The sequence below is a fragment of the Mycobacterium sp. DL genome, from assembly GCF_039729195.1.
GTDB lineage: Bacteria > Actinomycetota > Actinomycetes > Mycobacteriales > Mycobacteriaceae > Mycobacterium > Mycobacterium hippocampi_A.
Map to the genome: position 1 here is coordinate 3,066,834 of NZ_CP155796.1, position 24,976 is coordinate 3,091,809.

Below are 24,976 nucleotides of genomic sequence, written 5' to 3' on the forward strand. Positions count from 1 at the left end.
TGCCGGCTTCCCTCTGGCAAGCAATTCGTGGTGTAATCCTTCGTCGGAATGGCCAACATTATTGACGGGTCGGTGCTAGCCTTCCGGCGAGCGGGGGTCGCGCGGCTACAGGCTGCGAGTCGGTTTGCCACCACGGCAACGAAGCCGAGGCGCAGAAACATGTGATGAAAGGACGTCGTCATGCCGTTGCTCGAGTCGACCATTCCTGGCTTGCTCGCTGATCGTGCGAAGCAGCAGCCCGATGCCCAGGCCTATACCTTCATCGACTACGACGTCGATCCCGCGGGATTCGCCGAAACGCTGACCTGGTCCCAGATGTACCACCGAGTCCAGGTCGTCGCAGAGGAGCTGCTGCGCCACGGCTCGAAGGGGGACCGGGCCGCCATCCTGGCGCCGCAGGGCCTCGAATACATCATCGCCTTCTACGGCGCGATGACCGCTGGCTTCATCGCCGTGCCGCTTCCTGTGCCCGCTATGGGCCAGCTCGACGAGCGGGTCAACGGCGCGCTTCGCGACTGCCAGCCCGTCGCCGTGCTGACCACCTCCGCCGTCGTCGGCGACATCATGACGTACGTCGGCGCGCAGCCGGGTAGTGCCGCACCAGCGGTCATCGAGGTCGACGCACTCGACTTCGATTCGCCCCGCACCATCGAGGTGAATGTCGGCCCGCTGCCGAAGACCGCCTACCTGCAGTACACCTCCGGGTCGACGCGCGCCCCGGCCGGCGTGATCATGACCCACAGGAACGTGATCCGGAACCTCGACCAGATCTTCACCGACTACATGGAGCACCGCGGCGGAGTGCCGCCCCAGGACACCACGATGGTCTCCTGGCTGCCCTTCTACCACGACATGGGTCTGATCCAGGGTGTCTTCGCGACCCTGCTGTGCCCGCCGGACGGCGAGGACGGGTTCTGGGGCCGCCCCGCGATCCTGATGAGCCCGGTGGCGTTTTTGCAGAAGCCGTCGCGCTGGATCCAGCAGCTCGCGATCAACCCCCATGCCTGGTCGGCAGCGCCGAACTTCGCGTTCGAGCTGTCGGTGCGCCGCACCTCCGACGCCGACCTCGAAGGCATGGACCTCAGTGGCCTGCTGGGCATCATCAGCGGCAGCGAGCGCATCCACTCGGCCACCATCAGGCGATTCAACGAGCGTTTCGCGAAGTTCAACATGCCCGACACCACCGTGCGGCCCTCCTACGGACTGGCTGAAGCGACGCTCTACGTGATCTCTGCGCCCACCGGCCACTCGCCGGCGACGGTGCGTTTCGACTACGAGAAGCTCTCATCGGGCCACGCGAAGCGCTGCGGCGCCGAAGGTGGTTCCGAGTTGGTCAGCTATGGGGCCCCGCGGTCCTCGACCGTGCGCATCGTCGATCCCGAAACGCGCCTGGAGAACCCCGACGGCAAGATCGGTGAGATCTGGGTGCACGGCGATCAGGTCGCGATGGGCTACTGGCGCAATCCGCAGCAGACCGAACGCACCTTCGGCGGCGAGATCGTCGACCCGTCCCCGGGCACCCCTCAGAACACCTGGCTGCGCACCGGTGATCTCGGTGTGATGTCCGAGGGCGAGATGTTCATCATCGGCCGCATCAAGGACCTGCTGATCGTCGACGGCCGCAATCACTACCCCGATGACATCGAGGCCACCATCCAGGAGATCACCGGCGGCCGGGTCGCCGCCATCTCCATCCTCGACGAGGCCAGCGAGCAGCTGGTCGCGGTGGTCGAGATGAAGAAGCGCGGCAGCTCCGAGGCCGAGGCGCTGGACACGCTGCGTGCGGTCAAGCGCGAGGTCACCTCGGCGATCAAGAAGTCCCACAGTGTGCGGGTGTCTGACCTGGTGCTGGTCGCGCCCGGATCGATCCCGATCACCACCAGCGGCAAGATACGGCGCTCGGCCTGCGTAGATCGCTACCGTCAGGACGAGTTCAGCCGTTTGGACGTCACTACATGACCTCTGCTTTCGACGAGGATTCTCTACGGCACTGGTTGGTCGACTACCTGGTCACCAACATCGGTTGCAGCCCCGACGAAATCGATTTCGACGCACCGCTCAATGATCTGGCGGTCGGCTCCAGCGATGCGGTCGTACTGACCGGCGAGCTGTCCGAACTGCTGGGCCGCACGGTGTCGCCGGTGGAGTTCTGGCAGTACCCGACGATCAATGCGCTGGCCAAATTCCTCACCGGCGGCGAAGTCGAGCCGATGGCCGAGGCCGTCGTCAACCGCGACTTCAGCACCGACGACGAAGCGATCGCGGTGATCGGTTTGGGCTTGAGGTTCCCGGGCGGCCCGGACCTCGACGGCAACATCGAGGGGCCGGACGCGTACTGGGACTTCCTGTCCGAAGGCCGCTCTGCGGTGCGCGAGGTCCCCGCAGATCGCTGGGAGTCCTTCCAGGTCGACTCCCCGGAGGCGGCAGCTGCACTTGCCGGTACCACCCGCTGGGGTTCGTTCCTGCGCGACATCGACGCCTTCGACGCCGAGTACTTCGAGATCTCGCCCAGCGAGGCCGACAAGATGGACCCGCAGCAGCGCCTGTTGCTCGAGGTGACCCAGGAAGCACTGGAGAACGCCGGCATCCAGGCCAACACGCTGCGGCATTCCCAGACCGGGGTGTTCGCGGGCGCGTGCCTCGGGGAGTACGGATACCTGTCGACGGTCGACCTCGGCGACGTCGACTCCTGGTCCGGCACCGGTGGCGCGCTGTCCATCATCGCCAACCGGGTGTCGTACTACTTCGATCTGCGCGGCCCGTCGGTGACCATCGACACGGCCTGCTCATCGTCGTTGGTGACCATCCACCTGGCCTGCCAGAGCCTGCGGGCCGGCGATTCCGATCTCGCGCTGGCCGCCGGGGTGAACCTGCTGCTCTCACCTGCCGTGACGCGCAGCTTCGACCAACTCGAAGCGATGTCGAAGACGGGACAGTGTCACAGCTTCGACGCCAGCGCCGACGGCTTCGTCCGCGGTGAGGGCTGCGGCGTGACCGTGCTCAAGCGACTGTCGGACGCCCAACGCGACGGCGACCGGATCCTGGCGGTGGTACGTGGGTCGGCGGTCAACCAGGACGGCCGCTCCAACGGTCTGATGGCGCCGAACCCGGCCGCGCAGATGGCGGTGCTGCGCTCCGCCTACGCGAACGCGGGCATCGAACCCCGCGAGGTCGACTACGTCGAAACCCACGGCACCGGAACGCTGCTCGGCGATCCGATCGAGGCACGTGCCTTGGGGACCGTCCTGGGTAGGGGACGCGCCGCTGATGCGCCGCTGCTCATCGGCGCGGTCAAGTCCAATCTCGGGCACCTCGAAGCCGCCGCCGGTATCGCCGGCTTCGCCAAAGCCGTGCTGGCGATGCAGCACAACACGATCCCTGCCAACCTCGGCTACGAGAAGCCGAATCCGCACATCCCGTTCGACAACCTGCGCCTGAAGGTCATCGATCAACCCACCGACTGGGCCGACGTCGGGCGCCCGAGGCGAGCCGGAGTGTCGTCGTTCGGGTTCGGCGGCACCAACGCCCACGTGGTGATCGAGCAGGCGCCCTTCAGCGCGCCTGTACCCGTCGAGGCCAACCAGCCCGCGGTGACCACGCTGGTGGTGTCCGGCAAGACCCCGGAGCGCATCGCCTCACAGGCCGGAATGCTCGCCGACTGGATGGCCGGTCCGGAGGGGTCGCCGGCCTCGCTGTCGGAGGTGGCCCACACTCTCAACCACCACCGCTCCCAGCACACCAAGTTCGCCACGGTCGCCGCCCGCGACAAGGCGCAGGCCATCGCCGGACTGCAGGCCCTCGCCGCCGGCCAGTCGGCGCCCGGCGTCGTCGCTCCGCACGTCGGCTCCTGCAAGCGGGGCGTTGTGTTCGTCTACTCCGGGCAGGGGTCGCAGTGGGCCGGGATGGCCCGCCAACTGCTGGCCGACGAGTCCGCGTTCGTCCAGGCGCTGGCCGAGATCGAGCCGGTGTTCGTCGAGCAGGTCGGGTTCTCGCTCTACGACATCATCGCCGGCGGGGAACCGATCAGCGGCGACGCCCAGGTCCAACCGGTCCTGATGGGCCTGCAGCTGGCCCTGACCGAGCTGTGGCGCTCCTATGGCGTGCATCCCGACGCCGTGATCGGCCACTCCATGGGCGAGGTCACCGCCGCCGTCGTCTGCGGAGCACTCAGCCTCGCCGACGGGCTCAAGGTCATCGCCCACCGCTCCACCCTCATGTCCCGCCTGGCCGGACAGGGCGCCGTCGCGCTCATCGAGTTGGACGCCGACGCCGCACACGCGTTCGTCTCCGACTATCCGAGCGTCGAAGTGGCCGGCTATCTGTCGCCGCGCCAGACCGTCGTCGCCGGCCTGCCCGAGCAGATCGACGCCGTCATCGCCGCCGTCACCGCCCAGGAGAAGTTCGCCCGCCGGGTCAACATGGAGGTCGCCTCCCACACCGCGCTGATGGACCCGGTGCTTCCGGATCTGCAGGACGCCCTGGCCGATCTGACCCCGCGGACGCCGAACATCCCGTTCCTGTCCACAGTCACCGAAGCCGGCGAGAACGAGGACCAGGAGCCCACGCTGGACGCCGACTACTGGGTGGCCAACGTGCGCCGGCCGGTGCGGTTCAGCCAGGCCATCACGGCCGCGGCCGAGGAGATCGGCACGTTCATCGAGGTGAGTGCCAACCCGATCCTCACTTACGCCATCGGCGACACGCTGGATACGGGGCACCACCACAGCTTCGGCACGCTGGTCCGCGACACCGACGACACGCTGACCTTCCATGCCACGCTGAACGCGACGTTCACCAGCCACGCCCCGGAGACGCCGCACCTCGGCGAGCCGCACACCGCCCTGCCGACCACCCCCTGGCACCACACTCACCACTGGGCGATCAAGAAGCGGGCGCCGTCCTCAGGGGCCTCAGCGCCCCGCCCCGGCACCGTGCTGGGAGCGCACACTCCGGTCGCCGGCCCCCGCCCGGGACACCTGTGGCAGGCCCGCCTGGTACCGCAGGCCAAGCCGTATCCGCACTCCCACCGATTCGGCGGGGTGGAGATCGTTCCGCTCTCCGTGCTGCTGCAGACGCTGGCGCTGGCCGCGAGCGAATCCGGCGCGACGGCCCAGCCCGCTCTGGCGGATGTGCGCTTCGACTTCCCGATCGTGCTCGACCGGCAGCGTGTGGTGCAGGTGTTCACCGACGGCGACGTCGTCAGCGTGTCGTCAGCGCCTCAATCGGCGGACTCCGCGCCCTCGGACGGCAGCTGGGTCCGGCACCTCACGGCCCAGATCTCCCGACGGGCACTCGGCGCGGAGGCTGCCGGCGTCACCTCCCTCGAGCAGGATGTGCCCGGCTACGCGCCGTCAGCGCTGGCCGAACTCCACAACGCCTGGGGCATCGACGGGCTGGCGTACCCGTGGTCGGTCAGCTCTCACGAGTCCTCACCCGGTGCGCTCCGGGCCGTCGTGGACCTCCCGGAAGGCTCACGGGTGTCGCTGCTCGATGCCGCCGTGAACCTCGGCCGACTCGTCGACGCGTCCACCCCGGGCCTGATGGTGCCCGCCTCGGCCGAGGACGTCACGTTCACCGGCCCCGAATTCTCTGGTGCGCAGGGAGTCGTCGACGCCCGGATCCGCGAGCGGACCGGCGACGACCTGCTCGTCGACATCGTGATCACCGGCGTCGACGGCGCACCGTGCGCCGAGATCCGTGCGATGCGCTACACCGCGGTGGAGGTGGGCGCGGTCACGGCCGTCGACGCCGATCCGCGCCGCGTCGCCCACACGCTCGACTGGCAGCCCTGGACAGCGGACGCGGCCTCCGATCACGCCGCTACCGGCCCGGTCGCCGTCATCGGCGACGGTGACGTGGCCGACGCGCTGCGAGACAGCCTTCAGGCCGTCGGCGACCGCAACGCCGACATCGCCGATGCCCGCCACGTGGTGTACGTCGCCGAACCCGGCACCGACGGCGATCTCGACGCCTCGCTGCGTCTCACCACCGAGGTCTCCGAACTGGTCGGCCGGCTCGCCGAGCGGGATCCACGCAATCCCGCGGCGCTGTGGATCGTCACCCGCGGGGTGCAGGAGGCGGCCTCGGACGCCGCCCTGCGCCAGAGCAGCCTGTGGGGTCTGGCCGGCGTCATCGGAGCCGAGCAACCGCAGTTGTGGGGCGGTCTGGTCGACCTTCCCGACGAAGAATTGGCCGGCAGTGCCGCCGCATTCGCCGCGGTGCTGCCGACCCCGGTAAAATCGATCGCGGTACTGCGCGACGGGCAGTTCCTCACCTCCACGCTCGCCGAGATCGCCGACGAACCGGTGCGGGAGACGCTTCGCTGCCGCCCGGACGCCGCGTACCTGATCACCGGCGGCATGGGTGTGCTGGGGCTGTTGATGGCGGACTGGCTCGCCGACCGGGGCGCGCGGCGGGTCATCCTCGCCGGCCGCACACCGCTGCCCCCGCGCCGACAGTGGGACGACTCCTCGGAGGCGGGTGCCGACGCCGACACCCGCCGCAAGATCGCGGCGATCCGCGCGCTCGAGATGCGGGGGGTCTCCGTGGAGACGGTCGCGCTCGACATCGGCTCACCGGATGCCGTGGCTGCCGTGGTCGACAAGCGCGACGCCGACGGCGCACCACCCATCCGGGGTGTCATCCACGCCGCGGGCATGACCGAGGCCCAGTTGCTCACCGAGATCGAGCAGGACCGTGTGCACCGCACCCTGTGGCCGAAGGTCGCCGGCGCGCAGGCATTGCACGCGGTGTTCCCGCCGGGAACCCTCGACTTCCTGTACCTGGCCGCGTCGGCAGGTGCGGTGTTCGGCATCCCGGGGCAGGGCGCCTACGCCGCAGGCAACGCCTATCTCGACGGCCTGGCCCGCGCGCGGCACCGGGCCGGCGACAACACCGTCAGCCTGGACTGGGTGGCCTGGGACGGACTCGGGTTCGGCGCCGAGGCGCAGATCGTGATCCAGGAACTCGAACGGGTGGGGTCACGGCCGATCGGGCCCACCGCAGCGTTCGCGGCCTGGGATTTTGTCACCCGCTTCGATCTCGACCAGGTCGTCATGGCGCCCATGCAGTCCGCCGAGGACGCCGCTGCGGTTACGGCCGACGCGCGGCTGACGGCACCGACCCGCGCGTGGGCCTCGATGGCGCCCGACGATCTGCGGACCGAACTGCAGGACGGGCTGCGCGGCATCCTGGCGATCGAGCTGCGGCTGCCCGAGAGCGAGGTCCACACCGATCGCCCGTTCGCGGAGATGGGCCTCAACTCGGTGATGGCGATGTCCATCCGACGGGAGGTCGAGCGACTGGTGGGCCTCGAGTTGTCAGCGACGATGCTGTTCAACCATCCGACGATCGACACGTTCGCGACCTACCTCGCCCAGCTACTCGTTCCGGACGACGGCGGCGACGAAGCCGACGACGACTCGGGCGACAGCCTGCTCGATTCGCTCTTCGACAGCGTTGAGTCGACCTGATTTCTCGGATTCGCCCGATGCACGCGATCATGGGTCGGGAGCTGATTCGAAAGGATTCAATTGATGCCGCTTTCTGAAGCCACCATTCCTGCGCTGCTCGCCGAGCAGGCGCGGCAGCAACCGGACGAGCTTGCCTACACATTCATCGACTACGAGGTAGATGCGGATGGCTTTTCCGAGAGCCTGACCTGGTCGGAACTGCACCAGCGCGTGCTGGTTGTCGCCGCGAAGCTCGCCACTGTCGGTTCCCCCGGTGACCGAGCGGTGATCCTGGCGCCCCAGAGCCTCGACTACGTCGTCGCGTTCTTCGGCGCAGTCGCGGCAGGCTTCGTCGCCGTACCCCTCTCCATGCCGCTGCGGCGTCAGCACGACGAGCGGGTCACCGGCGCAATGGCTGACTGCACGCCGGTCGTGGTGCTGACGACGTCGGCCGTCGTAGAGGAGGTCAAAAAGTACGGCCACGGTGATCCGAAAATGCGAGCCCCGAAGTTAATCGAGGTCGACGGCCTCGACTTCGATTCCCCGCCCAGGTCCGCAGCTCCGGTTTCCCTTCCAAGGACGGCCTACCTGCAATACACGTCGGGATCCACCCGCCAACCCGCGGGCGTTGTGGTCACCCACAGGAACGTACTCATTAACGTGCAGCAATTGCTCCACGACTACTTCGAGGCATGCCCGGACGGTCCTCCTGAGGACACCACGGTCGTATCGTGGCTGCCGTTCTACCACGATATGGGGCTCGTCGTCGGGGTGTTCAGTTCGGTCCTGCTGGGTCGGCCGGCTGTGCTGATGAGCCCGGTCGCGTTCATGCAGCGGCCGGCCCGCTGGCTGCAGCAGCTGGCCAGCCACACCAGTGCTTTCACCGCCGCGCCCAACTTCGCGTTCGAACTCGCGGTCAAGCGCACCAGCGATGAAGACCTCGCAGGCTTGGATCTCGGAGGCGTGATCACGATGATCAACGGAGCCGAGCGTGTGCATGGCGCAACGGTTCGACGGTTCAACGAGCGGTTCGCCGCGTTCAACCTGCCCGCCTCGGCGATCCGTCCGTCCTACGGTTTGGCGGAGGCGACGGTGTATGTGACGTCCTCAGCTGGGGGACGTCCGCCGACGGCGGTGTGGTTCGACTACGAGAAACTGGCCGCGGGTCATGCCGAGAGATGTGACGACAATGCCGGCTCGGAGCATGTCGGCCTCGGCACACCGCGGTCGACGACGGTGCGGGTCGTCGATCCCGAGACGTGTCTGGAGAATCCGGCCGGCAAGATCGGCGAAGTGTGGCTGCACGGTGATTTCGTGGCCGGTGGCTACTGGCACAATCCGGCACTCACCGAGCGGCTGTTCGCCGGCCAGCTGGGGGAACCCAGTGCGGGCACCCCGAAAGGGCCATGGCTGCGCACCGGCGACCTAGGCGTGATGTTCGAAGACGAGCTTTACATCATCGGCCGGATCAAGGATCTGCTGATTGTCGACGGGCGTAACCACTACCCCGACGATATCGAAGCGACTGTCGCCGAGTTCACCGGTGGTCGGGTGGCCGCGATCTCGATTCCCGACGATGCCTCCGAGAAGCTCGTGGTCATCGCCGAGCTGAAGAAGCAGGACGATAATGCGTTCCTGGATTCGCTGAAACAACAAGTGACGTCGGCGATATCGATGACCCACAGTGTCCAGCTCGCAGACTTCGTGTTGGTGGGGCAGGGCTCGTTGCCGTTGACCACCAGTGGCAAGGTGCGCCGTGCGGCATCCGTTGAGCTGTACCGCAGCGACGGGTTCAGCCGTCTGGATGTCACTACATGAGTTCAGCTTTCGACGAGGCTGCTGTTCGTCGATGGTTGGTCGACTACCTGGTCACGAACCAAGGTTGCAGCCCTGAGCAGATCGATCGTGGTGCCTCCATGCACGATCTCGGTGTCGGGTCCCGGGACGCGGTCGTCCTCACCGGCGTGTTGTCGGACTTCCTTGGCCGGCCGGTATCGCCTGTCGACTTCTGGCAATACCCGACGGTGGATGCGCTGTCCAAGTTCCTGACCGGCGGTGAGGTCGAGGCGGTCTTCGAGGTCGGGAGGCCGGCCGGGACAACCGTGATGAACGAACCGATTGCGGTGATCGGTCTGGGCCTGCGGTTCCCCGGCGAAGACGCGAACATCGAAGGGCCCGAGGCGTTCTGGGACTTTCTCACCGAGGGTCGCTCATCGGTGGGGGAGGTGCCCGCAGAGCGCTGGGCATGGAGCAACGACGGTACGCCCGACGGGGCTGCGGCACTGGCGAATATCACGCGGTGGGGTTCTTTCCTTCGCGATATCGATGCGTTCGACGCCGAGTTCTTCGAGATCATGCCGCGCGAAGCCACGCGGATCGATCCGCAGCAGCGGCTGCTGCTCGAGGTGGTTCACGAAGCGCTGGAACATGCAGGAATCCCTGCCGATTCGCTCGCCGAGACGCAGACGGGCGTGTTTGCCGGGGCCTCCGCGGGCGACTACGCGCACATCGCGGGCACTGATCTGAACCAAGTCGACGCATGGTCCGGCACTGGTGGTTCGCTGAGCATCGTCGCCAACCGCGTCTCGTACAGTTTCGATTTACGGGGACCGTCGGTGACGATCGACACGGCCTGTTCGTCGTCGTTGGTAGCGATTCACCTGGCCTGCCAGAGTCTGCGCACAGGGGATTCGGAGATGGCGCTGGCCGGCGGGGTCAACCTGCTGCTCTCACCTCTTGGCACCAAAAGTCTAGATCAGGCGGAGGCGATGTCCCAGTCCGGCCGATGCCATGCCTTCGACGCCAGCGCCGATGGGTTCGTGCGCGGTGAAGGCGCGGGCGTGGCGGTATTGAAGCGCCTGTCGGACGCCCAGCGCGACGGCGACCGGGTTCTCGCGGTGATCCGTGGTTCGGCGGTCAACCAGGACGGTCGCTCCAACGGTCTGATGGCACCCAACCCCTCAGCGCAGATGGCGGTGCTCCGCTCTGCCTACGCGAATGCGGGCGTGGAGCCGCGCGAAGTCGACTACGTCGAGGCGCACGGCACCGGAACATTGCTGGGTGATCCAATCGAAGCCCGCGCGCTTGGAACGGTCCTGGGTCGTGGCCGCACCACTGATGCGCCCCTGCTGATCGGGGCGGTGAAGTCCAACCTAGGGCACCTTGAGGCCGCAGCCGGGATTGCCGGGTTCGCCAAAGCGGTACTTGCGTTGCAGCACAATCGAATTCCAGCCAACTTAGGTTACGAGGCGCCGAACCCGCACATTCCATTCGACAAGCTGCGGTTGAAAGTGATTGCTGAACATACGGATTGGGTGCCTACGGGGCGGCCGCGTCGCGCCGGAGTGTCCTCGTTCGGATTTGGTGGCACCAACGCCCACGTGGTGATCGAGCAGGCGCCTGCGATGGCCCCAGCCGCGGCCGAGAGGTCGGAGCACGCGGTCACGACGCTGGTGGTGTCGGGCAAGACACCGGAGCGCATCGCCTCACAGGCCGGAATGCTCGCCGACTGGATGGCCGGTCCGGAGGGGTCGCCGGCCTCGCTGTCGGAGGTGGCCCACACTCTCAACCACCACCGCTCCCAGCACACCAAATTCGCCACGGTCGCCGCCCGCGACAAGGCGCAGGCCATCGCCGGACTGCAGGCCCTCGCCGCCGGCCAGCACGCACCCGGGGTCGTGCCCGCGGCGTCGCGCAACCCCAAGCCGGGCACGGTGTTTGTCTACTCCGGACAAGGCTCGCAGTGGGCCGGCATGGCCCGCGGCCTGCTGGCCGACGAACCGGTGTTCGCTCAGGCGCTGGCCGAGATCGAGCCGGTGTTCGTCGAGCAGGTCGGGTTCTCGCTCTACGACATCATCGCCGGCGGGGAACCGATCAGCGGCGACGCCCAGGTCCAACCGGTCCTCATGGGCCTGCAGCTGGCCCTGACCGAACTGTGGCGCTCCTACGGCGTGCATCCCGACGCCGTGATCGGCCACTCCATGGGCGAGGTCACCGCCGCCGTCGTCTGCGGAGCACTCAGCCTCGCCGACGGCCTCAAGGTCATCGCCCACCGCTCCACAATCATGTCCCGCCTAGCCGGCCAAGGCGCAGTCGCGCTGGCCAGCCTCGACGCCGACACCACAGGCGCCCTGATCGCGGACTACCAGAGCGTGGAGATCTCCGGCTACCTGTCGCCGCACCAGACCGTCGTCGCCGGCCTGCCCGACGAGGTCGACGCCATCATCGCCGCCGTCACCTCGCAGAACAAGTTCGCCCGCCGGGTCAACATGGTCGTCGCCTCCCACACCGCCCTGATGGACCCGGTGCTGGCCGATATCCGCGCGGCTGTCGCCGAAATCGCTCCAAGCATCCCTACACTTCCGTTCCTGTCCACAGTCACCGACGCGGGAACCGCTCCCGTGCTGGATGCTGATTACTGGGTGGCCAACGTGCGCCAGCCCGTGCGGTTCAGTCAGGCCATCGCCGCCGCAGCTGAGGATCACGGCACGTTCATCGAGATCAGTCCCCACGCCACGCTGGGCCAGTCCATCGCCGACACGCTGGCGGAGGACCCCGGTCACCTGACGGTTGGCACCCTCACGCGAGATACCCACGACGCCGTGGCATTCCACGCCAATCTGAACGCCACTCATACCTCCCGCCCACCGCTGTCAGGGCATCAGGCCGAGCCTCATATCCTGCTGCCGACCACGCCCTGGCATCACACCCGACACTGGGCGGATGTCCGGCCGCCGCGCCGCGCCGCTTCCGGGCGAATCGGTGCGCTGCCCGCCGACAGTGCGGTTCCCGCGGAGTGGTTCTGCGAGTTGACGTGGCCCGTCAAGCATTTGGCGGCACGGCCGGAAGCCCCGTCGAACGGAGCGGAGGCCAGCTGGCTGGTGATCGCCGAAACCGCTGTGGGAGCCGAGATGGCCCGCCTGGTGGGCCGCTCAGGGGTCACAGCCGTGCCCGCCGCTACGATCGCCGACGACCCCGAAGCGCTGGCGGCGGCGCTGGCCACCGCAACCCACATCCTGTACGTGCCTCATGTCACCGACGCCCGCGACCTTGGCTACGACGTCTTCACGACGGGGCGAACGATCGCCTTGGCGGCCGTCGCCTGCGCGCGTCCGCCCAAGCTGTACCTGCTCACGCGCAACGCGCAGCCGATCGCCGAGGGCGACCGCGCCAACCCGGCACACGCCGTGCTGTGGGGTCTCGGTCGCACGCTTGCCCTTGAGCACCCTGAGATCTGGGGCGCCCTGATCGACGTCGATGAATCGGTGCCTGCCGTGGTGGCAACCAGATGGGTGCTGGCCGAGGCGTACTGCGACGATGGCGAAGATCAACTCGTCTACCGAGCAGGTACGCGTCGTGTCGCGCGGCTGGTCCATGCGCTGCCGCCTGCCACAGCTCCCGAGTCGGAGACCTTGGATCCCGACAGCGCGCACCTGGTGATCGGCGCCACGGGCAACATCGGTCCTCAACTGATCGAGCAGCTGGCCGCGATGGGTGCGAAGACTGTCGTCGCCGTGTCCCGAAATCCGGGTTCACGGCTCGACGAACTCACTGCCAGGCTCGCAGTCAGGGGTGTGACGGTGGTGACGGCCGCCGCCGACGCCGCCGACGAGGACGCCCTCTCCGCGTTGTTCGATCGGTTCGGCGCCGACCTGCCGCCGCTGGCGGGCATCTACCTCGCGGCTATGAGCGGCGGCCCGTCGACGCTCGCCGACATGACCGCTGACGACGTCGTCGCGATGTTCCGGCCGAAGATGGACGCGGCAGCTCTGCTGCACAAGCTGTCCCTCGCCCACTCCGTCCAGCAGTTCGTGCTGTTCTCGTCGATCTCCGGCGTGCTCGGTTCCCGCTGGCTGGCCCACTATGCGGCGACGACGACGTTCCTTGACACTTTCGCATTCGCGCGTCGCACTGCGGGACTGCCCGCCTGCGCCATCAACTGGGGACTGTGGAAGTCGCTGGCCGACGGCCAGACCGGATTCGAGCGACAAGCGACCCAGGGGTTCGGCTTGGAACCGATGGAGGACGCCGTCGCGATCACCGCGTTGCGGCTTTTCGTCGGTGCCCAGGCGCCGGCCAGGACCACGGTGGTCGCCGCGAACTGGCCGCAACTGGCCACGGCGTACCGTACCCGGGCCCAGCTTCACCTCCTTGACGACATTCTGAGCGACGGTGCCGGCGGTGAGCCTGTTGCGCTCTCGGTGAACACGGAGTTCCGGGAAAAACTGCGCAATTCCGAGCCGGAGGAACGCATCGAACTGCTGACTGACCATGTGATTGCGCAGATCGTGTCCACAGTGGGCCTGGCCTCGGCAAATGCTCTGGATCCGACGGTCGGGTTCTTCCAGTTCGGCATGGATTCGCTGATGAGTGTCACACTGCAGCGCTCGTTGAGCCAGAGCCTCGGCGAGGCGCTGCCGGCGTCGGTGGTTTTCGACTATCCGACGGTGGAAGCGCTCACTGGTTATCTGGCGTCGATCCTTCCTGAGATAATCGAGACCGCCGGTAACGACGACGGGGTCGCAGACGGCCACACCGTCACGGAAGACGCCTACGACGACCTGGCCGAGGACGAGCTTCTCGCCAGACTGTCGGAAAGATTGAGTTAAAGCCAGATGACCCAGACAACGCCAGCATCACCGGATCGCCGGGCGATCATCACCGAGGCATTGCGCAAGATCGATGATCTGACCGCGCGCCTGGAGACCGCCGAGAAGGCCGAAACCGAACCGATCGCCGTGGTCGGCATCGGGTGCCGGCTGCCCGGCGGAGTCGACAACGCCGACGAGTTCTGGAAGTTGTTGCAGGACGGTAAGAGCGGAGTCATCCGGGTGCCGTCCGACCGGTGGGACCCCGACGAGTTCTACTCGCCCGACCACACCGTGCCGGGAACCATATGCAACCGCGAAGGCGGTTTCCTCACCTCCTGGCAGCCCGACGAGTTCGACGCGGAGTTCTTCTCGATAGCGCCTCGCGAGGCCGCGGCCATGGACCCCCAGCAACGGTTACTTCTCGAGGTTGCTTGGGAGGCCCTTGAGAACGCAGGCATAAACCCTCGGACCTTGCGAGGGTCGGCCACTGGCGTGTTCGTCGGAATGACAGCCAATGACTATTACCACTCGGTGGTGGGCGGAGCGCTGCGGCCCGAGGACATAGACCCCTACATCCCGTTCGGCAACGCACCCAATTTCGCGGCAGGCCGGCTGTCATACTTTTTGGGCATCCGCGGACCCGCGGTCGTCAGCGACACCGCGTGTTCGTCGTCACTAGTGTCCATCCACCTGGCCTGCCAGAGCCTGCGACGCGGGGAGAGCGACCATGCGCTAGCCGCCGGCGTCAACCTTATCTTGGCGCCGGAGAACAACATCGCCTGTTCGCGATGGGGAATGCTGGCACCGGACGGCCTGTGCAAAACGTTCGACGCCAGCGCCAACGGCTACGTCCGCAGCGAGGGTTGCGGTGTCGTCGTCCTCAAGCGCCTGACCGATGCGCTGCGCGACGGGGACCGCGTGTTGGCGGTGGTGCGGGGTTCTGCGGTCAACCAGGATGGCGCGAGCAGCGGCCAGACCGTGCCCAACGGGCCCGCGCAGCAGGAGCTGATGCGCAAGGCTCTGGAGACGTCGCGGCTAGCGCCTTCGGACGTCGACTACGTCGAGGCTCACGGCACGGGCACCGCCCTGGGAGACCCGATCGAACTGGATGCACTGAGTGCCGTCTACGGCGACCGCCAGGACTCGGCGCCGCTTGTGCTGGGTTCGGTGAAGACCAACCTCGGCCACCTGGAGTCCGCGGCCGGCGTGACCGGATTCATCAAGACCGTGCTGTGCGTTCACAACGGCTTCATCCCCAAACAGCTGCACTTCACCAAGCTGACGCCGCAGGCCGGTGAGGGGGCGTCGCGCTTCAAGATCGCCTCGGAGCCGATGAACTGGCCTTCCGCGGCGAGCCGCGAATCAGACACCGCGGCGAGCCGCGAATCTGGCACGGTCAGCCGTCCGCGCCGGGCGGCGGTGTCGTCGTTCGGTGTCAGCGGCACCAACGCCCACATCGTCATCGAGCAGGCACCGGAAGTCGAAGTTGTTGCCACCCAACCTGATCCACCGGTCAGCACGTTGATCGTCACTGGCAAGACGCCGGCCCGGATCGCGGCGCAGGCGGGCAGCCTCGCCGACTGGCTGGAGACGCCCGCCGGCCAGGAGGTGCGCCTGGCCGATCTTGCGGAGACGCTCAACCACCGCCGCGCCCAGCACACCAAGTTCGCCACCGTCGCCGCGGGTGACCGGGCGCAGGCGGTGGCCGGCCTACGCGCACTGGCCGGGGGATACCCGGCACCGGGCGTGGTCGCCGCGAACGACGGCGCCTGCTCGGGCACCGTGTTCCTCTACTCCGGGCAGGGCTCGCAGTGGGCCGGAATGGGCCGGCGACTGCTGGCCGACGAACCCGCATTCGCCGCGGCCGTCGACGAGCTGGAACCGGACTTCGTTGCACAGGTCGGGTTCTCGCTGCGCGAGGTGCTGACCTCCGGCGAGACCGTCGTCGGAATCGACAGGATCCAGCCGGTTCTTGTCGGTGTGCAGCTTGCGCTGACCGTGCTGTGGCGTTCCTATGGGGTGAAGCCGGACGCCGTGATCGGCCACTCGATGGGTGAGGTCGCCGCCGCGGTGGTGTCCGGGGCGCTCAGCCCGGCCGACGGGCTCAAGGTCATCGCGACCCGGTCCCGGCTGATGAAACGGCTCTCCGGTCAGGGCGCGATGGCACTGCTCGAACTGGACGCCGCCGCCGCCGAGGAACTGATCTCGGGCTATGACGGCCTGACGGTCGCGGTGTACGCCTCAGCCCACCAGACGGTGATCGCCGGGCCCCCGGAGCAGGTGGACGCCGCGATCGCCGTGGTGGATGCCCGAGATCGGCTGGCCCGCCGGGTCGACGTCGATGTCGCGTCCCACCACCCGATCGTCGATCCGATCCTCGACGAGCTAAGCACCGAACTCGCGGATCTCCAACCCCAGCAGCCGACGACACCGATAATCGTCACCACCGACCTGCGGCCCACCGACGGCAGCAACGTGTTCGATGCCGACCACTGGGTGGCCAACCTGCGCAATCCGGTGCGTTTCGCCAGGGCGGTGGCTGCCGCGGCGGTCGACAACGCGGTGTTCGTCGAGGTGAGCCCGCACCCGCTGCTCGGCTACGCGATCAAGGACACCCTGGCGGAGACGCGCCACCTCAGCCTCGGCACCCTGCAGCGTGACGCCAACGACACGCTGACGTTCCGCACCAGCCTGAACGCCACCCACACGGTGCGCCCACCGAAGCTGCCCCACCGCGCCGGCCCGCGGGTGCAGATCCCGGCAACACCGTGGCAGCACACCCACCACTGGATCCAGACCGCAAAGAGGTCGAATGATCTGCAGCACAACGGAATTGCGGTCTCCTCGACCCAGCCTGACGGTGGTCACCACGAATGGTTCCACCGGCTGAGCTGGCCGGTGCGCGAGCTGGGGCAGGCCGAGTCCGACGCCTCCTGGTTGGTGCTCACCGATGACGACGGAGCCGACCTCGCGCAGTTGCTCGGATCGACGTCACAGGCGCTGCCGCTGTCCGCTCTGGCCGACGACGGCCCGCTGCACGACGCTCTGGGCAGCGTCGAGCATGTGGTGTACGCACCCGGCGCGCCGTCGGGACGCCTCGACGCCGCCGCGGCCTACCGCGTGTTCGGTGAGCTGCGGCGACTGGTCGTCGCGCTCGCCGCTGTCGAATCCGCACCGCGGCTGTTCATCGTCACCCGCAACGCCCAGCCCGTCGCCGAAGGCGATCGGGCGAACCCGGCGCACGCCGTGCTGTGGGGCCAGGGACGCACGCTGGCACTGGAGCACGCTGAATTCTGGGGCGGCCTCATCGACGTCGACGAGACGGTTCCGGCCGAACTGCTCACCCGGTACCTGCAGACCGAGGCGGCCACGGGCACGGGCACCGACCGCGACGATCAGGTCGTCTACCGCAGCGGCCTGCGCAGGGTGCCGCGACTGGAGCCGCAGCCACTGCCCGCGGTACCACTGACCCGTCTCGAGAGCGGCACCAGCCATCTGGTCATCGGCGCCACGGGCAACGTCGGCCCCTCCCTGATCCGCCAACTCGCCGACATGGGGGCCTCGACGATCGTGGCGGTCTCCCGGCGCGGCACCGGGCTGGCCGACCTCGCCGCCGAGCTCACCGGGAGCGGGACCACTCTGGTCGAGGTTGCCGCCGATGCCGCCGACGAGGCCGCCATGGCGGCGGTCTTCGACCGGTTCGGCGCCGACCTGCCGCCGTTGGACGGCGTGTATCTCGCGTCCCTGGCCGGCGGTGAAGCACTGCTCACCGACATGACCGACGACGACCTGAACCCGATGTTCCGCTCGAAGGTCGATGTCGCGACGGTGCTGCACAAGCTGTCCCTGCGGACACCGGTTCGGCGGTTCGTGCTGTTCTCCTCGATCACCGGACTGCTCGGTTCGCGGGCGGTCGCGCACTACACCGCGGCCAACGCGTTCGCCGATGCGTTCGCCTACGCACGGCGCGCGCTCGGACTGCCGGCGACGGTCGTCGACTGGGGTCTGTGGAAGTCCTGGGCGGATGCGCAGCCGCAGATGAAGGCGGCGGGGCTCGATCCGATGCCCAACGACGTCGCGATCAAGATGCTGCCCGCGGTGCTCAGTCCCGACGCCGGGGTCCAGACCGTGGTGGCGGGCGCCGATTGGCCACGGCTGGCCGACGCCTACCGGATGCGCGCGCCCGTCAAGGTTCTCGACCGCCTGGTGGCAGGCCCCGGTGACGACACAGCCGACGCAGGCGACCTGGCTTCGCTGTCCGCTCCCGCCTGGGGCACGGTGCTCGGAGATCCCGTCACCGGGACCTCGCACGACCGGCTGTGGCGGGCCCGCCTCCATCCCGAGGCTCGGCCCTATCCCGTGGCACACCGGGTCCGAGGTGTCGAGGTGGTACCGGTTTCGGTGCTGCTGCAGACTCTTTCGACCGCGGCGGCTGAGACCGACGGCGCCACGGTCGGCGCCGTCCGCTTCGAGTATCCGATCGTCGCCGATCAGCCCAAGGCCATCCATGTGACGGCCGACGGCGGCGCGCTGACGGTGTGGTCGAGTTCGGGACCCGACACTCCGGAGCAGCGCTGGACCAGGCATGCGAGCGCACAACTGGCCGAGGCGCCGGTCGACAGCCCGCAGGGTGATCAGAGCGCCGGCGCCGAGAAGTTCGACGGTGCGACGATCGCTGCGCTGCAGCAGGCATGGGGAGTGGAGGGTCAGCCCTTCGCGTGGACGGTCGCCGACTGCGCCGCGACCCCCGCGGGTGTACGCGCCGCGGTGGAACTGCCGCAGGGGGCGGAGTCGCCCTCGGCGGCACTGGTCGACGCCGCGGTCTACGTCGCCCGCCTCGCCGACGCCGCCAATGAGCAGATGCTGCTCCCGGCGGGGGTCGAGAGCATCGGCGTGGCGGTCGAATCGGGTGCCACCCACGGCGTCGTCGAGGTCTACATGCGTGACGGAATCGCCGACGGACTCGTCGTCGATGTTCTGGTCAAGGGTCCTGACGGCACCACCTACGTGGACATCCGCGGCCTCGCCTACACCCCGGTCGAATCCGCCCCCGTGGCGACGTCCGACGAAAAGGCCTCGAGCACAGCGGAGTTCATCGACTGGTCGTCGATGACCTCCCGGGAGACCATCGACGAACTTCGGGTACGCCTGCGCGCCATCCTGGCCCGCGAGCTGGGCATGCCCGAGGGCGCAGTCGATTTCGACATGCCGTTCCCCGAGTTGGGTCTCGACTCGATGATGGCGATGAATCTGCTGCGCGACGCCAAGGCGCTGGTCCGCGTCGAGTTGTCCGCGACGATGTTGTGGAACCACCCGTCGATCTCCCAGATGTCGGAGTTCGTGGCCGACCTGTTGGCGCCGACACAGAACGCGCAGGAACCCGAAGAGACCGAACCCGAGGACAACTCCGACTCGTTCAGCGTGCTCGACGAGTTGTTCGACAGTATTGAATCCGAAGTCGATACGGCCACGGCCGGTAGTGAGGGCTCACACTGATGAAGACGACCTTCGACAGGATCTCGGGCATGTCCGCCGAGCAGCGCGACAAGCTCGCCGAGCAGTTCGAGAAGGCATCCCGGGTGGCCGGCGCCGAGCCGATCGCCGTCGTCGGCATCGGCTGCCGGTTCCCCGGTGGCGTGACCGGCCCCGACAGCTTCTGGAAACTTCTGGAGAGCGGCACCGACGCGGTCACCGAGGTGCCCGCCGACCGCTGGGACGCCGAGGCGTTCTACGACCCCGACCTGACGGCTCCGGGCCGGATGCCCACCAAGTGGGGCGCCTATCTCGACGACGTCTCCGGTTTCGACGCGGACTTCTTCGGCATCAGCCCGCGCGAAGCGACCTCGATGGATCCGCAGCAGCGGGTGGCCCTCGAGGTCGCGTGGGAGGCGCTGGAGAACGCCGGCTACGCCCCCGATCAACTCGGCGAATCCCGCACCGCCGTGATGCTGGGTGTCTACTACTCGGAGTACCAGAACGCCTCGGCCGACAACGCGGACTCCATCGATGCGTACTCCGCGACCGGCAACGCGCACAGCGTCACCGTCGGCCGGATCTCCTACCTGCTCGGCCTCAAGGGCCCCGCGGTCGCGGTCGACACCGCCTGCTCGTCGTCGCTGGTGTCCATCCATCTGGCCTGTCACAGCCTGCGCATGCGCGAGAGCGATCTTGCGCTCGCCGGCGGCGTCAGCCTGAATCTGCGCCCGGAAACTCAACTGGCCCTTGCGAAATGGGGCATGCTCTCTCCGCACGGCAAGTGCCACGCATTCGACTCGCGCGCCGACGGGTTCGTCCGTGGCGAAGGCGCCGGCGTCGTGGTTCTCAAACGCCTCACCGACGCGGTGCGCGACGGCGACCGGGTGCTCGGCGTGGTACGCGGTTCGGCCGTGAACCAGGACGGCCGCTCCAACGGCCTGACGGCTCCGAACGCACCGTCGCAGCGCGACGTCCTCACCCGGGCGCTGCGCTCGGCCGACGTCGCCGCGGGAACCGTGCACTACATCGAGACCCACGGCACCGGAACAGGTCTGGGTGATCCGATCGAATTCGATGCGCTGGCCGCCGTGTACGGCAAGGGCGAGGTGCCCTGCGCACTGGGCACGGTCAAGACCAACATGGGCCACCTCGAGGCCGCCGCAGGCATCGCGGGCTTCATCAAGACCGTGCTCACGCTGCAGCACGGCACCATCGCGCCGAACCTGAACTTCGAGAAGTGGAACCCGCAGATCGATCCGAAGCCGACGCGGCTCTTCGTGCCGACGGAAGCCGGGGCGTGGCCCGAGAGCGAACATCCGCGCCGCGCAGGCGTCTCGTCGTTCGGCTTCAGCGGCACCAACGCCCACATCGTGCTCGAGCAGGGCCCGGAGCCCGCGGCCGCAGCCGGCCCGACCCCGTCGGTGGTCACGCTCGTGGTGTCGGGCAAGACCGCCCCACGACTGGCGGCGTCGGCGAAGTCGCTGGCCGACTGGCTCGAGGGCGACGGCGCCGCGGTGTCGCTGGCCGACGTCGCGCACACCGTCAACCACCACCGCAGCCGCTACAGCACCATCGCCACGGTGTGTGCCCGCGACCACGCCGAAGCGATCACCGGGCTGCGCGCTCTCGCGGCCGGTCAACTGGCGCCCGGCGTGGTGCCGGCACACGATGCGAGGAACGGCACGGGCGCGGGAAACGGCACGGTGTTCCTGTACTCAGGTCAGGGTGCCCAGTGGGCGGGCATGGGTAGGGCCCTGCTCGTCGAGGAGCCTGCATTCGCAGCCGCGATCGACGAACTGGAACCCGCTTTCGTCGACAAGGTCGGTTTCTCGCTGCGTCAGGCCCTGGAGGCCGGTGAGCCGATCGTCGGCATCGACCGGATCCAGCCGGTGCTCGTCGGTATGCAGCTGGCTCTGACCGCGCTCTGGCGCTCCTACGGTGTCGAACCCGATGCGGTGATCGGCCATTCGATGGGCGAGGCCACGGCCGCGGTGGTCGCCGGAGTGCTCACCCCCGCCGAGGGATTCGACATCATCGCCACCAGGACCCGGCTGATGAAACGGTTGTCCGGCCAGGGCGCCATGGCGCTGCTGGAGCTCGACGCGCAGGCCACCGAGAAGCTGATCGCCGACCGTCCCGACCTGACGATCGCGGTGTACGCCTCGCCGAAGCAGTCGGTCATCGCGGGCCCGCCCGACCAGGTCGACGATGTCGTCGCACTCGTGGACGGGCAGGGCAGACTGGCCCGCCGCATCGAGGTGGACGTGGCGTCGCACCATCCCACGATCGACCCGGTGCTCTCCGAACTGCGGGAGGCGTTGGCGTACCTGACGCCTGCCGCGCCGAAGATCCCCCTGGTCTCGACCGTCGCCTACAGCGGGTCCTCGCCGATGTACTCGGCGGACTACTGGGCCGCCAACCTGCGTAACCCGGTGCGGTTCAGCCAGGCGGTTCACGAAGCCAGCGCGGACAACGGGAACTTCATCGAGATCAGCCCGCATCCGCTGCTGGCGCACGCGATCTCGGACACCGTTGACGCGCAGGGAACCAGCCGCAAGTATCACGTGGGCGCGACCATCAACCGGGACCATCCCGAATCGTTGGCCTTCCACGCGCAGCTGGCGGCTGTCCGGCCACCCGCGGTCACGGCACCTGACGGCGACACGGCGCGTGTCGTGGATGTGCCGCCGACGTCCTGGCAGCATGTGCCGTTCTGGCAGTCCGACCGCTCCTCCGGACAGAAGTTCTCCGGTGCGCACCCGCTGCTCGGCCTGCACGTCGAGCTGCCGTCCGGCACCGGCCACGTCTGGCAGTCCGATGTGGGCCTGGAGGCTCACCCGTGGCTCGCCGATCACATCGTGCACGGTCTGCCGGTCATGCCGGGTGCCGGTTTCGCCGAGATCGCGCTCGCGGCGGGATGTGAGGCCCTGGGCCTGCCCGCGACGGGTGTGGAGGTCGAGGTCGAGGTCGAGCAGATGCTGCCGCTCGATCCACACACCATGCTGACCACCCAGCTGGTCACCGACGAGAGCACCGGCGAGAACCGGGTGGAGATCCACTCCCGCTCCGATGCGGGCAGCTGGACCCGCCACGCCGCGGGCAAGGTCCGGGCCGCAGAGACCGGTACTTCCGCCGGCAGGCTGACGGCGTCCCCTGATGGCACCCCCGTGTCACCGTCGGACTTCTACACCGCGCTGCGTCGCACCGGCGCCCATCACGCCCACGCCTTCGCCGCGCTGACACGCATCGTGCGGAGCAACGGCGCCGCGGACACCGAGATCGTGCTGCCCGACGAGGCGACACCGCACCGCGGCATCGTGCTGCACCCGGTGATGCTGGACGCCGCACTTCAGGGTCTGGCGGCCGCGATGAGCGACGAGACGCTGTCGGACTCCACCGATGTCACCTACCTGCCGGTCGGTTTCGGGTCGATCCGGGTGTTCGGCGAGATCGGGCGGCGGGCGCGGTGCCGCGCCGAGTTGGTCAGCGTCGTCGAGGACAGTGGTGACGCGGTCGGTCGGGTCACTCTCGCCGACGACAGCGGAACGGTCCTGGCCCAGGTCGATGACGTCCACCTCAAGCGAATCCAGCGTCGCACTGTGCCACTTCCGTTGTCACAGAAAATCTTTGATTCCGTGTGGGTCGAATCTGCGGCTCCCGCGGGCGGCGCGGTGCGCGGCAGCTGGCTGGCGCTGGCCGACGGGGCGGCAGGTCTGGCGAGCGCTCAGGACTTCGCGAACAGCTTCAGTGCACCCGATCGCCGGGTGGTCACCGCCGATCTCGGTGACGAATCCGCGGTACGGGAGGCGTTCGCCACCGCCACCGCCGACCCCGACCTGCCACCGGCGGGGGTGATCGTGTTCGGTGACTTCCCCGACCAACTCGTCCTCGACGGCTCCGACGCCGCATCCGGGCTGGCGCACGCACGCGACGTGATCTGGGGTGTCGCGGGCACGGTCCGCGCCATCGTCGGCAGCTGGCACGGCAAGGCGCCGCGGCTCTGGCTGGTCAGCAACGGCGGCCTCGTCGTCGACGCTCAGGACGGTCCCGGCAACCCGGGCACCAACAGCCTCAAGGGCCTGGCGCGGGTGCTGGCCTACGAACATCCTGACCTCAAGACAACGCTGCTCGACGTCGGCTCGGGGAACGAAGCCGGGGTGTCGTCCTCGATCCTGGCGACCGAGATCGAAGCTGCGGGTGACGACGACGTCATCGCGTGGCGGAGGTCCACCCGGTTCGTCGAGCGGCTCTCGCGCGCCCAACTCCCTTCCACGAAGGGCGAACTGGTGGTGCGCAAGGACGGCTCCTACGTCGTCACGGGCGCACTCGGCGGGGTCGGCATGGCGGTGGTCCGCTGGCTGGTCGACCACGGCGCCGGCCGCGTGATCGTCAACGGCCGCGGCGCTCCCTCCGAAGAGGTGCAGGCGGAGCTGGACCGACTGTCCGACCGCGCCGAGATCGTCGCCGTCCTCGGCGATGTCGCGGTGCCCGGTGTCGCCGAGCGGCTCGTCTCCGCCGCGGCGGAGACCGGCAAGCCGGTGCGCGGCGTGATCCACTCGGCCGCAGTGCTGGAGGACGAGATCTTCGTCGGCCTCACCCGAGAGAGCCTGGACAAGATCTGGGCGCCCAAGGCTGCCGGTGCGTTACGCCTGCACGAGGTCACCGCCGGGCTCGAGCTCGACTGGTGGGTGGGCTTCTCCTCGATCGTGTCGCTGCTCGGTTCACCGGGCCAGGCGGCCTATGCCTGCGCCAACGCCTGGCTGGACGGACTGGTCGCCTGGCGCCGCGCGGCGGGCCTGCCCGCGATCGCGATCAACTGGGGGCAGTGGGCCGACGTCGGCCTGGCCAGCTCGCTGCGCTTCTCGGTGCTGGACCCGATCACCCCGGCCGAGGGCGTGGACGCGCTGGGCGGTGTGCTGGCGGCCGGCTTCTCCCGGGTCGGCATCGCCCGGCTGCGCCTGGACCGCGCTGCCGCGGCGTTCCCGGAGATCCATCAGATCGGCTTCTTCACAGATCTGGTGGGGGAGTTGGAGACCGATGAGGTCGACGAGGACTGGGGTGGTCCCGAAGCGCTCAAGGAGATGGACGCCGCAGAGATCAACCGCGTCGTCGTGGCCCGGTTGCGCCGTCGGATCTCGGCCATCATGGGCTACTCCGACGACGGTGCGGTGGACACCGCTCAGCCGCTGACCGAGCTGGGGCTGGATTCGTTGATGGCGGTGCGGATGCGCAACACCATCCGCGGCGACTTCGGCGTCGAGCCGCCGGTGGCACTGCTGCTCCAGGGCGCCTCGCTGGCCGATCTTGCGCTGGATCTCATCCGGCAACTCGGTCTGGCCGAAGAGGACACCTCCGAGCGCCCCAACGCATTGCGTGACCGGGCGCAGCAACGTGCCGCAGCCCGTCAACGTGCCGCATCGCGGCGGAAAGTGGGACCACGATCGTGACGAGTACAGGGGA

At 68.4% G+C, this 24,976-nt stretch carries 6 protein-coding genes; all 6 read left to right on the forward strand.

Annotated features, from left to right (window positions below; genetic code table 11):
* Nucleotides 1-180: 180 nt before the first annotated feature.
* The 6 genes from ABDC78_RS14670 (at nt 181) to ABDC78_RS14695 (ending at nt 24,963) form a co-directional block, all read left to right on the forward strand.
* Nucleotides 181-1,959: an AMP-binding protein gene (locus ABDC78_RS14670; RefSeq protein ID WP_178357301.1), complete on the forward strand. Its 1,779-nt coding sequence runs from the start codon at nt 181-183 to the stop codon at nt 1,957-1,959.
* Nucleotides 1,956-7,472: a type I polyketide synthase gene (locus ABDC78_RS14675; RefSeq protein ID WP_178357300.1), complete on the forward strand. Its 5,517-nt coding sequence runs from the start codon at nt 1,956-1,958 to the stop codon at nt 7,470-7,472. The genes ABDC78_RS14670 and ABDC78_RS14675 overlap by 4 nt, the downstream gene beginning before the upstream one ends.
* Nucleotides 7,473-7,535: 63 nt before the next feature.
* On the forward strand, nt 7,536-9,269 hold the full coding sequence (locus tag ABDC78_RS14680; protein ID WP_178357299.1) for an AMP-binding protein: 1,734 nt from the start codon (nt 7,536-7,538) through the stop codon (nt 9,267-9,269).
* Entirely contained in the window at nt 9,266-14,059 is a 4,794-nt protein-coding gene (locus ABDC78_RS14685) for a type I polyketide synthase (protein ID WP_178357298.1), read from the forward strand. The genes ABDC78_RS14680 and ABDC78_RS14685 overlap by 4 nt, the downstream gene beginning before the upstream one ends.
* Nucleotides 14,060-14,065: 6 nt before the next feature.
* The gene (locus tag ABDC78_RS14690) at nt 14,066-19,537 is read left to right on the forward strand and encodes a type I polyketide synthase (RefSeq protein ID WP_178357297.1); all 5,472 of its coding nucleotides are present in this window, start codon (nt 14,066-14,068) and stop codon (nt 19,535-19,537) included.
* A complete protein-coding gene (locus ABDC78_RS14695; protein WP_178357296.1) occupies nt 19,537-24,963 on the forward strand; it encodes a type I polyketide synthase in 5,427 nt (1,808 codons plus the stop codon). The genes ABDC78_RS14690 and ABDC78_RS14695 overlap by 1 nt, the downstream gene beginning before the upstream one ends.
* Nucleotides 24,964-24,976 lie beyond the last annotated feature (13 nt).